This is a genomic window from Roseofilum sp., assembly GCF_982964205.1.
This window is the reverse complement of the sequence record NZ_CEZBFX010000013.1, coordinates 1-1055: the sequence shown is the minus strand read 5'-3', so window position 1 is coordinate 1055 and position 1055 is coordinate 1. Positions and strand designations below refer to the sequence as shown.

Annotated in this window: 1 protein-coding gene; it reads left to right on the top strand. The window is 49.7% G+C overall.

Features of this window, described 5'->3' with window-relative positions; translation table 11 throughout:
* A partial coding sequence (locus tag AC3A14_RS05685) for a cobaltochelatase subunit CobN (RefSeq protein WP_487778931.1) occupies nt 1-1055 on the top strand: 1055 nt, incomplete at both ends.

Sequence of the window (1055 nt, the reverse complement as noted above, 5' to 3'; positions counted from 1 at the left end):
GCCGGAACGTTGGGTTACGCAACCGACTCCTCCGACTTTGTACCGAGATCTGGGGGCGGGTTTACAAAAATCTGGGTTGGGAGAGCAAAATATTGGTAAACCCGCCCCTACAGAATCTGGGTGTACCGGGTTTACCATTGCCGGTTTAAATTTGGGGAATGTGTTTGTCGGTATCCAACCGTCGCGGGGATACGATCTAGACCCCAGCTTAAATTACCATGCACCTGATTTAGAACCCACTCCCCATTATCTAGCCTTTTATCAGTGGATTAAAGAGATCTTTGAAGCAGATGCAGTCATTCATGTGGGCAAACATGGGAACTTAGAATGGTTACCCGGTAAGAGTTTAGCCCTGTCTGAGTGCTGTTATCCGGAAGTGGCGTTCGGGGCAATGCCACACTTTTACCCGTTTATTGTCAACGATCCGGGGGAAGGATCGCAAGCCAAACGGCGATCGCAAGCCGTTATCCTAGACCATCTTACCCCGCCCCTGACTCGCGCCGAACTCTACGGCTCCCTGCAACAACTCGAAACCCTAGTTGATGAATATTACGAAGCCGATAGTTTAGACCCTTCCAGACTACCCATTATCCAATCTCGAATCACAGAACTTATCCGTCAAGAACATCTCGACCAAGATTTAGGCTTAACTCCAGAGGACTTAACTGAGGTAACCTCGCAACTCTCCACCCGCATTGATGGCTATCTGTGCGAACTCAAAGAAGCCCAAATTCGCGATGGTCTGCATATTTTCGGCCAATGCCCCCAAGGGCGACAACTGCGGGATTTAATCATTGCCATTTCCCGCTCCCGTCCCCAGGGAATTACTCGTGCTTTAGCGGAAGACTTGAGTTTAGAGTTTGACCCTCTCACCACAGATCCCACCACCCAGTTAGACCCTCCAGTAGTCATTGAAAATAAGGTTTATCATCAAGTGGGCGATGTGGTGGAACAATTGGAAACATTAGACGCAAACTATGTACACCAATTGTTGTTAGAGGTAGGGATGGGGAGATGGGGGGATGGGGAGATGGGGGGATGGGGAGATGGGGGAA